At 64.7% G+C, this 10417-nt stretch carries 9 protein-coding genes, 1 tRNA gene and 1 pseudogene; 6 read left to right on the forward strand and 5 right to left on the reverse strand.

Annotated elements, in window-relative coordinates:
- From ABF648_RS11065 to ABF648_RS11085, 5 genes and pseudogenes are all read left to right on the forward strand, one after another.
- The coding region (locus tag ABF648_RS11065; protein ID WP_415632317.1) for a type IV secretory system conjugative DNA transfer family protein at positions 1-1095 on the forward strand (1095 nt) is incomplete at its 5' end.
- A 79-nt stretch (positions 1096-1174) separates the two neighbouring features.
- Complete coding sequence (locus ABF648_RS11070; protein WP_415632318.1) at positions 1175-1639, forward strand: single-stranded DNA-binding protein; 465 nt, start codon at positions 1175-1177, stop codon at positions 1637-1639.
- 9 nt (positions 1640-1648) lie between these two features.
- Positions 1649-2215 carry a hypothetical protein gene (locus ABF648_RS11075; RefSeq protein WP_415632319.1) on the forward strand — a complete coding sequence of 189 codons (567 nt, stop codon included), beginning with the start codon at positions 1649-1651 and terminating at the stop codon, positions 2213-2215.
- Positions 2212-2400: a hypothetical protein gene (locus ABF648_RS11080; RefSeq protein ID WP_415632320.1), complete on the forward strand. Its 189-nt coding sequence runs from the start codon at positions 2212-2214 to the stop codon at positions 2398-2400. The genes ABF648_RS11075 and ABF648_RS11080 overlap by 4 nt, the downstream gene beginning before the upstream one ends.
- A 184-nt stretch (positions 2401-2584) precedes the next feature.
- Positions 2585-3637, forward strand: a pseudogene (locus ABF648_RS11085) (recombinase family protein); the annotation flags it as partial.
- Positions 3638-3778: 141 nt separating this feature from the next.
- Here the strand turns inward: ABF648_RS11085 and ABF648_RS11090 are convergent.
- The 5 genes from ABF648_RS11090 to aceE form a co-directional block, all read right to left on the reverse strand.
- Entirely contained in the window at positions 3779-4234 is a 456-nt protein-coding gene (locus tag ABF648_RS11090) for a hypothetical protein (RefSeq protein WP_415632321.1), read from the reverse strand.
- 1 nt (position 4235) lies between these two features.
- Positions 4236-4312 (reverse strand) — tRNA-Val (locus tag ABF648_RS11095).
- A 264-nt stretch (positions 4313-4576) separates the two neighbouring features.
- On the reverse strand, positions 4577-5083 hold the full coding sequence (locus ABF648_RS11100; protein ID WP_415632322.1) for an Hsp20/alpha crystallin family protein: 507 nt from the start codon (positions 5081-5083) through the stop codon (positions 4577-4579).
- A 393-nt stretch (positions 5084-5476) separates the two neighbouring features.
- Positions 5477-5899 (reverse strand): DUF3052 domain-containing protein, encoded by a 423-nt coding sequence (locus ABF648_RS11105; protein ID WP_415632323.1) that lies wholly within the window; start codon positions 5897-5899, stop codon positions 5477-5479.
- Between the two features lie 101 nt (positions 5900-6000).
- Complete coding sequence (gene aceE, locus ABF648_RS11110; RefSeq protein ID WP_415632324.1) at positions 6001-8778, reverse strand: pyruvate dehydrogenase (acetyl-transferring), homodimeric type; 2778 nt, start codon at positions 8776-8778, stop codon at positions 6001-6003.
- Between the two features lie 311 nt (positions 8779-9089).
- Here aceE and ABF648_RS11115 point away from each other — a divergent pair, with 311 nt between their 5' ends.
- Positions 9090-10292 (forward strand): aromatic amino acid transaminase, encoded by a 1203-nt coding sequence (locus ABF648_RS11115; RefSeq protein ID WP_415632325.1) that lies wholly within the window; start codon positions 9090-9092, stop codon positions 10290-10292.
- The last annotated feature ends 125 nt before the right edge of the window (positions 10293-10417 follow it).

Here is a 10417-nt window from a genome sequence, read left to right on the forward strand (position 1 = left end):
CCCCCCGATGGGCCCGAGGCGGGCCCGGGGGGGGTGCGGGGGGCGCCGAGCGGGGCCTCCCCCACCCGGCAGCCCGCGAGGAGCCGCCCCCCCGGGCGCGCCGCCGGAACCGGCCTGTCCTCCGGCGGCGTCGAGTCCGGCGGCTTCTGGGAAGGCAAAACCCGGTCGGCGCTCCAAGCCCTCCTGCACGCGGCGGCCATCGACCATCGCACCCCGGCCGAACTGTTCCGCTGGACCCTCGACCCCGTGGCCGCCGCCGAAGCGGTGGCCATCCTCAACGCCTCACCCCAGGCGGCGACCGGGTGGGCAGAGTCCTTGCAGGCGATGATCGACTCCGACCCGCGCACCCGCGACTCCATCTGGCAAGGCGTCTCCCTCGCCCTCGGCTCGCTGGCCGACCCGCGGGTGCTCGACGCCGTATCACCGGATGTCGGTGAGAGCTTCGAGCCTGAAACCTTTATCCACAACAAGGGCACGCTCTTCCTGTTGGCCACCGGCAGCGGCGCGGGAGCCTCCGCCGCCCTCGTCGCCGCCTTGGTGGAGGACCTGATCGAGACCGCGCGGCGAATGGCCGCCCGCTCACCCGGCACAAGACTCGACCCACCCCTACTGCTCGCCTTGGACGAGATCGCCAACCTCGCACCCCTGCCCTCGCTGCCGACGCTGATGGCGGAAGGAGGCGGCTCCGGGATCACCACCATGCCCGTCTTGCAGTCCTTGTCCCAGGCGCGTGACCGGTGGAACGAGCACCAAGCCTCAGCGATCTGGGACGCGGCCATCGTCAAAGTCATCCTCGGCGGAGCCTCCGGCTCCCGCGACCTCCAAGACATCGCCAACCTCATCGGCGAACGCGACGAATACACCGACAGCGTGACCCTCGGCGACCACGGCAGCCGCTCCAACCAGCGCTCCATCCGCCGCGTCCCGATCCTGCCGCCCGACCGCATCCGACGCCTCCCATTCGGCACCGGCATCATCCTGCTGCGCTCCGCCCCGCCCATCATCACCGACCTGCACCCCTGGCCCAAACGCTCCGACGCCGCACAGCTCACTACCGACCGGGCAGAGATCGAAGCCCTGCTGCGACGCGGCTGACGCCCCGGTGGCGCGCGCCCACCTGTCTGGCACAGCAACCCGAATCACGGGCTGCGCGACCAGATAGGGAGCAGGACTCATGGCGGGGATTCAGACGCAGCAGGCGGTGGCCGGTTTCGTGGCCTCCGACCCTCAGCTGGCATACACGGAGAAGGGCGACGCCCGGCTCTACTTCAAGCTCGGCGTCGAGCACTACCGGCGCGAGGAAGACCAGTCGTTCACGAAGCTGGAAACCACTTACCACGATCTAGTGGCGTTCAAAACTACGGCCGAACAGGGCTACGCGAGGCTGGCCAAGGGCGACAGCATCATCGCCAACGGACGCGTGCGCGAGTACTCCTACGAGCGCGACGGGCAGCGGTTCGCGGGCGAGGAGTTCGTCGCCACTCGCCTCGGACACGATCTGGCGCGCACACGCTACGACGTGGACCGCACACTCAGACAAAACGCGGCCAGCCAGGATGGGGTCGCCCGTGATGCCGTCAGCTCCCACAGTTCTGAGCGCCCCGGCCCGGAGCGCCGCACTCCAGGCATCGGACTGTGAGGAATCATCATGAGCGACGACGATTTCACTCCCGACGCCGAGTCTCCCGACGAGCAGGACGCCTTCGACCCGCAGCCCGGATTACCGGACCCGCCGCACCCGATCAACTGGAACCTCCTCACGTCAACTGATCTGGAGGCTGAGCTGCTGGAGCTGAACCGGTGGGTGGACTGGCTGCGCCACACCTACGGGCTGGCGGCCAGCGTGATCCCGCCGATGTGGCACCGGCATCCCGAACTGGTCTGGGAACTCTCCGCCCTCCACCTGAGCTGGCTGGCGGCCTATGATGCCGAGCAGAACGCCGCCGCCCCATTGGGATGGCATCGCGACTTCGCCGACTCCCGCCAGCGCCTGCGCGAATGGGTCGCGACCTCCGGCACACGATTGGACCGCGACCGTCCCACCCGTCAGACCAGCTGGCCCGGCGAGGAGGCCGCTGCACCCGTCGAGGAGACGCCGATCGGCGACCGGGACGAGGACTTCGTGCGCTTCGTCATCGACGAAGTGAACAAGCGTCAGAAGGCCGAAGACGCCTTCTACGCAGGCGTGGACCCCCAGACAGGAGAAGTCCGATGAACGAGGAGGGAAAGGCTCCGCCGGAGCGGATGCGCGACTACCGGATTGAAGCGAAGCTGCGCGAGTCCCCGGACCTGCACCGGCTCGCTCAACTGTTCGTCACCATGGCCCTCGCCCGCACCCAAGCCGAGCAGCACCGCGAGTCCGGCTCTGGGCAGAATCCGGGCAACCCGGTAGAATCGTAGACGTACCAAGCCAGCGGCCACGCTCCGGTGTGGCCGTGGTGCGCAGTCATGTTGAGCCTTCGGGCAATACGAAGGAACCACCCCACGGGGCGTGTTCCGGGTCATGTTTCCTAACGAGCCGCACCGCGCAAGCGGTCCCATGCCGCTCGCGTTGGCCCCGCTGTTGGGGAAGGAAACGCGACCCATGACCACCACCACTGCTATCGCTCCGCCAGCCGCCCAGGACCTCGATTACATCGGCGAGACCACCTGCCTGGCCGTGTCCTACCTGCGGGTCTCCACCAAGGAGCAGGCCGAACGCGGAGGCCGGGACGAGGGCTTCTCGATCCCCGCCCAGCGCGAGGCCACCATGCGCAAGGCCCGCGACCTGGACGCCGTCATCGTCGAGGAGTTCATCGACGCCGGGGAATCCGCTCGCAAGGCCGACCGGCCCGAACTGCTGCGCATGATCGAGTACGTCAGGAAGAACCACGTCGCCTACTGCATCGTGCACAAGATCGACCGGCTCGCCCGCAACCGGGCCGACGACGTGACCATCCATCTCGCCCTGAAAGAGGCCGGGGTCATCCTCGTGTCCGCCACCGAGAACATCGACGAGACCCCCTCCGGGATGTTGGTGCACGGCATCATGTCCACCATCGCCGAGTTCTACAGCCGCAACCTCGCCAACGAAGTGGCCAAGGGCATGAGCCAGAAGGCCAAGGCGGGCGGCACCAACGGCAAAGCCCCCATCGGCTACCTCAACGTCACCAAGCGCGACGAGCTGGGTCGCGAAATGCGCGTCGTGGAGCCTGACCCCGACCGGGCGGTCCTGGTCAAGTGGGCGTTCGAGGCGTACGCCACCGGCAACTACTCGACCATCACCCTCCGGGAGGAACTCATCGACCGGGGCCTGACCACCACGCCCACGCCCAAGCGGCCCGCCAGGCCGCCAGCCCTCTCCACCGTCCACCGGATGCTCACCAACCCGTACTACAAGGGTCAGGTATCGTTCCGTGGCGCGAGCTACGACGGGCTGCACGAGCCACTGGTCGCCACCGAAGTGTGGTACCGGGTCCAGGCGGTGCTCAACGCCCACCAGGTGTCCGGGGAAAAGACCCAAGCCCACGACCACTATCTCAAAGGCAGCGTGTACTGCGGGGAGTGCGGCTCCCGACTCATCCTGACCAATGCGAGAAGCCGTCAGGGCGTCATCTACCCCTACTTCATCTGCGCCGGCAGGCACTCCAAGAGAACCAACTGCCAGCGGCAGGCCATGTTCGTGCCCGATGTGGAGACGGCCGTCGAGGACTACTACCAGCACATCCAGATACCAGAACACATCGTGACCGCACTCCGGGAGCTGATCACCGCTGAGTTCGACCGGCTCCACGAAACCTCAAAGCGCGAACGCGGCACCTACCTCGCCGAACGCCACGACCTCAACGATCGACGCACCAAACTCCTGCACGCCCACCTCGAAGGAGCCGTGCCATTGGACCTGATGAAGGAGGAGCAGGACAAGATCGAAAGGCGCATGGCGTTCCTCGACGCCCAGATCGAAGCGGGCGACATCGAATACGACCAGGCCAAAGCTCACCTCGACGACTGTTTGAAGCTCGCCGGCGACTGCCACAAGCTCTACATGAGCATCGACGACTCGCTCCGGCGGATCGCCAACCAAGCGTTCTTCGACAAGCTCTACGTCCAGGACGACAACCACATCGACGGCCAGCCCGGCGAGCCCTTCAACATCCTCTTCGACCCGGAAGTACAACAGCTCGCCACCACACGGCAACGAGCTGTTGAAACGGGAAATCAAACCGGTCAGGTCGCCGGTTTGAACAACGACCATTTGGTGGGCGCAGACGGGCTCGAACCGCCGACATCGTGCTTGTAAGGCACGCGCTCTGACCGACTGAGCTATGCGCCCGGCGCAGAAGAGTCTAGCGGCAACCCACGTCACCAGGTGATTGATACCCACGATGAGCCCGGTGCGCAGCCCCAGGTCAGCGCGGCAAGAGGCCTTGTGGAAGGAACAGTGCCGAGCCGGGAGTCACCCGCCAGCCACGTCTCACGGACAGGCCAGCCAGTGCCCAACTGCCCGGACAGGACAACACCCGCCACCGGGTGACTGGTGGCGGGTGTCACGGTTCAGCTACTCATCTGTCGAGCTCTCTCGAGCAGGAGCGTCGTGTCAGGCAGTAACTGTCTGCGGCTGGTTCTCAGTGGCCTGAGGAACCTCGTCGCCGGGCTCATCGGTGCCAGCGGCCTCGATGGGCTCGTGCTTCTGACCGGATGTCACCGAGATCTTGCGAGGCTTTGCCTCTTCGGCAATCGGGATGGTCAGGGACAGGACACCATCGGTGTAGTCGGCACTGATATGAGCCAGGTCGAGGCCGGTGCCGAGAGTGAGCTGACGGGCGAAAGCGCCGTAACTGCGCTCGCGGCTCACCCAATGACTCTCGTCGTCGCGGCGGATCTCATCGGACTTGCGCTCGGCCCTGATGCTCAGGGTGCGATCATCCACATCAATGTCGATCGAGCTGGGGTCAACACCCGGCAGGTCCATCTTCGCCACGTAGACATCACCGTCACGGAACAGGTCGAGCGGCATCAACCGGGACTCACCTGTGGCCGTCTTGGTCACCTGGTCCAGCATCCGATCAATCTCGTGGAATGGGTTGTACAGAATCGTGCTCATTGTTTGCTCCTCGAATCGCGCTGCGTGGCCGCACTCGCAGCCACGCTTCATCGTTCAGTTGTCTTCGCAGGATCCCTGGACCCTGCGTACACCTTGAGCAACCAAGGCTCAACTTGAATTATTCCACCATGAGTCTATGAGACTCAAGTCTTGTCGACATCAATTGCCCATCAATTCCGCGGAGGCCCCTGAGCTCTCCAGGTCCGGGCATGACAAGGCCCTCACCGCGAGTCAGTGCTCACGATGAGGGCCGAATGTTCATGACGCCGGATCTTCTACCAGCGGCGCGCTACACGAGACGCAGCCGCGCAGGATCTTGCTGTTCGTGTCCGCCTGCCGCTCGTCGTGTGCTCGGGTGCAAACCTCACCCGCCGACGCAGCGCAGTGTATGACTCAGTGCCGACTGTGCGTACGCACCACCTTGCGTGCCTGCCAATCCGCCGAGACATCGGCGCCGCTCGTCAGCGCCAAACCGGCGACTTCAGCACCCTCTGAAAGATCGGTCGGCGTGACATAACCCGGACGCCCGATCTTCGGCGTCAGCAACCAGATCTGCCCGTCGTCGCTGAGATCGACGAGTGCATCGACCAAGGAATCCGCCACATCGGTGTCATTGCGCTGCCACAGCAGCACGGTGTCCACCGCCTCGACGACGTCTTCGACGAGATCGCCGTCGATGGCGTCCATGATGCTGGCCCTGAGATCCTCGTCGACATCCTCGTCCCAGCCGAGTTCCTGTACGACGTCACCCTGTTCCAGCTTGAGTTGTTCTACTCCCCCCACTGAGGCAGATGCCCTGCCCGACTTACCTACCATGTATCTACTTCACCACATCCGCCCGGCGGAGTCCTACCCGGTGCGTCATCGAGTCGCTACGGCCACAGCGAACGGGTGCCCGTGACAACGGGAATCGGGCCTCAGGATTCGCCGCCGGCCGTGTCGATGTCGGTGGCATGCACATCCAGAAGGCCGTACTGATCGGCGGCCTTCACGGCCCAATCCTCGGGCAGCTCACCGCGCTTTGCCAGAGTCTGCAGAGTGCGGACGACCAGCGACACGGCGTCGATGTGCAGCTCCCGGCGCGCCGCAGGCCGGGTGTCGGAGAAACCGAAACCGTCTGCGCCGAGGGTCACATAGTCGGTCGGCACCCACTCGCGGATCTGATCGGACACCGCGCGCATGTAATCGCTTGTCGCGAGCACGGGCCCGGGACGGCCCTGCAACCGCTGAGTCACATAGGGAACCTCGGTTCCCATCCCCGGGTAGAGGAAGGACTGTTGGTCGCAGCGCATCCCGTCAGTGCGGAGTTCACCCCAGCTGGTGACGCTCCACACATCGGCGACGACGCCCCAGTCCTTCTTGAGGAGCTCCTGGGCCTCCAGGGCCCACGGCACACCGACTCCGGAGGCGAGCAGCTGTGCGCGACGGGCGTCGGGGTTGACGCCCTCCATGCTGCCCTCCTTGAGCAGGTACATGCCCTTGAGGATTCCCTCGACATCGACATTCTCAGGCTCGGGCGGCTGCACCATCGGCTCGTTGTACACGGTGAGGTAGAAGGCAACATCCTCTGGATCGTCGCCATACATGCGCCGCAGGCCGTCCTGGACGATGTAGCTGATCTCGTAGGCATAGGCAGGGTCATAGCTCACCACACCGGTGTTGGTGCTGGCGATGAGCGGAGAATGGCCGTCCATGTGCTGGGTGCCCTCGCCGGTCAACGTAGTGCGCCCTGCTGTCGCCCCGAGGTAGAAGCCCTTGGCGAGTTGATCGGCCGCGGCCCACATGAAATCGGCGGTGCGCTGGAAACCGAACATCGAATAGAAGATGTAGATCGGCACCATCGGCTGACCGTGCGTGGCATAGCTGGTGGCTGCCGCCGTCCAAGCCCCCACAGAGCCGACCTCGTTGATGCCCATGTGCAAGATCTGGCCGTTGGTCGCCTCTCGGTAACTCAGCATGAGGTCGTGATCCACCGGCGTGTATTTCTGGCCGTTGGGGTTGTAGATCTTGATCGTCGGGAAGAACGAATCCATTCCGAAGGTGCGCGCCTCATCGGGAATGATCGGCACCACGAACGGCCCGAAGTCCTTGTCCCTCATGAGGTCTTTGAGGATTCGCACGAAAGCCATTGTGGTGGCGATTTTCTGATGACCTGAGCCCTTGCGCCCGCCCCTGTAGGACTTGTCGTCCGGAAGATGCAGTTTCTTGCCCGTGGTGCGGCGTTCAGGCAGAAAACCGCCCAGTTCGCGGCGGCGCTCGAACATGTATTCCATGGCGTCAGAATTGTCGGGCTCACGGAAATACGGTGGCAGATAGGGATCGGCCTCCAGCTGGGCATCGGTGATCGGGATTTCGCAACGATCACGCAGGCCCTTGAGGTCATCCAGGGCCAGTTTCTTCATCTGGTGGGTGGCATTGCGCGCGGCGAAATGAGTACCCAGGAAATAACCCTTGATCGTGTGCGCCAGAATCACCGTCGGTCCACCGGTGAATTCAGTGGCCGCCTGGTAGGCGGAAAAGATCTTGCGATAGTCATGTCCGCCGCGGCGCAGCTGCCAGATCTGATCGTCGGTCCAGTCATGCACCATCGCGGCAGTGCGGGGATCCTTGTCGAAGAAGTGCTCGCGCACATAGGCCCCGTCGTTGGCCTTCAGGGTCTGGTAGTCACCGTCGCTGGTGGTGTTCATCAAGTTCACGAGGGCGCCGTCCGTGTCGGCGTCGAGCAGCGGGTCCCAGTTGGAGCCCCAGATGAGTTTGATGACATTCCACCCGGCACCACGGAAGAAGGACTCCAGTTCCTGGATGATCTTGCCGTTGCCGCGCACCGGGCCGTCGAGACGCTGCAGATTGCAGTTGATGACGAAGGTGAGGTTGTCCAGCCCCTCGTTGGCCGCCAGCTGGAGGGAACCGCGTGCCTCAGGCTCGTCCATCTCGCCGTCGCCGAGGAAGGCCCAGACGTGCTGGCCGCTGGTGTCCTTGATGCCGCGGTTCTCCAGATAACGGTTGAACTGCGCCTGGTACACCGCATTGCTCGGCCCGATGCCCATCGAGACGGTGGGAAATTCCCAGAAGTCGGGCATCCGGCGAGGATGCGGATAGCTCGGCAGGCCACGTCCGCCCATCGGGCGTGAGTACTCCTGGCGGAACCCGTCGAGATCCTTCTCGGTGAGCCTGCCCTCGAGGAAGGCCCGGGCGTACATGCCGGGGCTGGCATGGCCCTGGAAATAGATCTGGTCACCGCCGGTCGGATGATCCTTGCCATGCCAGAAGTGGTTCATGCCCACCTCGTACAGCTGCACCGCAGAGGCATAGGTGGCGATGTGCCCGCCGACCCCCACACCTGGGCGCTGCTGACGATGCACCGTGACCGCCGCGTTCCACCGCAGCATGTGGCGGATCCGCTCCTCCAGAGGCTCGTCGCCCGGGTAGGGAGCATCTCGCGAATGCGGGATCGTGTTCACATAGTCAGTCGAGGTGAAGGACGGCACACCGATCCGGCGCTGGCGTGCCCGCTCGTTGAGCTTGAGCATGACGTACCGCGCCCGGTTGCGCCCCCCGGCATCGATCAGGCCGTCAAGCGAGTCGACCCACTCCTGGGTCTCTTCGCTGTCAGTGTCCGGCAGATTTGTCGGCAGACCATTGAGGATCGGACCCGGCTGCTCGCGAGGGATCACGTGTCGTCCTTTCGAATTCATCTGCGGCCAGCGACCACTGCTGACCCACGCCCCCATCTTCCAACGTGATCAAGGGATTTGTCGCGCCAATGGGCAGGCCAACAGCGAAAATGACCTCGCTGGCCCCCACAAATCTGTCGGCTCAGCCGCGAATCGGGAGGCTCTCGTCGGCCCGCCTCGATCAGTGTCCGCGCCCCGGATGCCGGTTCGAATGCTCATCCGCCTGAAAACTCTCACTGCGGCAACAGGATCCTGCCCGAGCGGCAGGTTGCCGTACACATTCTGTGCCTGTGAGCCGCTACCATCGAGCGGACGAGAAGGGACACTCAACCATGTCATTGTTCGCCGGCCTGGAAGCCACGCCGAAAGACCCCATCTTCGGGCTCACCGACCAATTCAACCGCGACACCGCTTCGAACAAGGTGAATCTGGGTGTGGGCATGTACCAGGACGCGGATGGCAAGGTTCCGCTGCTCAGCAGCGTGTACGAGGCGGAAGCGCGGCTCGACCAGGCACGCTTCCCCCGCACCTATCCCCCGATGGACGGCCTGCCCGAGTACAACACCGAGGCCCGCAAGATGGTCTTCGGCGCTGACTCCTCGGCCATCGCAGAGGGCCGGATCGTCACTGCGCAGTCGCTTGGTGGCACCGGTGGCCTCACGTTGGCGGCAGACGTCTACGCGGCCACCTCCCCCAATCACGCGGCATTGGTGAGTTCACCCACCTGGGCCAATCACATTGCCCTGCTGAAGCACGCGGGATACACGGTCAGCAGCTACGCCTACTACGACGCTGCCGCGCACGGCGTCGACATCGATGGCCTGCTCTCGGATCTGCGGGCTGCCGAGCCGGGCACACTCGTCGTGATGCACGAGTGCTGTCACAACCCCACCGGCTACGACCTCAGCCGCGAGCAGTGGGACGCCGCAACTGAGGTGATCCGCGACCGGCACCTCATGCTGCTCATCGACATGGCCTACCAGGGATTCAGCGATGGGCTGGACGAGGACGCAGACACCATCCGGCGACTCACCGCCGCTGGCCTGAACTTCGCCGTGTCGAGCTCCTTCTCGAAGAACTTCTCACTGTACGGCGAGCGCATCGGCGCGGTGCACTTCGTGTGTACCGATGCCGAGGAGGCCGAGCGGGTGCGCAGCCGGATTTGCACTGCGGCGCGTGAGAACTACTCGACCCCGCCCATGCACGGAGCCAAGGTCGTGACGGAAATCCTCACCGACCCTCAGCTGCGGATTCAGTGGGAGGACGAGGTGACCGGGATGCGGGAGCGCATCAAGTCGATGCGCGCTGCCCTGGTCGACGGCCTGCACACCGCAGGCATCACCGATATGGACTTCGTCAACGCCCAGGCCGGCATGTTCAGCTACTGCGGGCTCAGCAAGGAGCAGATGCACCTGCTGCGTCACGAGCAGCACATCTATGGAACCGATGCCGGTCGGATCTGCGTCGCGGCGTTGAATCCAGACAATGTGAACCAGGTTGCCAGCGCGATCGCGACGGTCCGTTCCGCCTCGTGAATTCCAGGTGATCCGGTCATGACGATGCCCGTGGACACTCCGGGCGCCCCCCCCCGCGGGGGGGCCCGCGGGTGCCCGGGGGGCGGTCAGGCCCCGCCACCTGGAAGCCTAGGACGTCCTCGAGG

Origin of the sequence: Propionibacterium sp. (assembly GCF_047719395.1) — a bacterium.
GTDB lineage: Bacteria > Actinomycetota > Actinomycetes > Propionibacteriales > Propionibacteriaceae > Propionibacterium.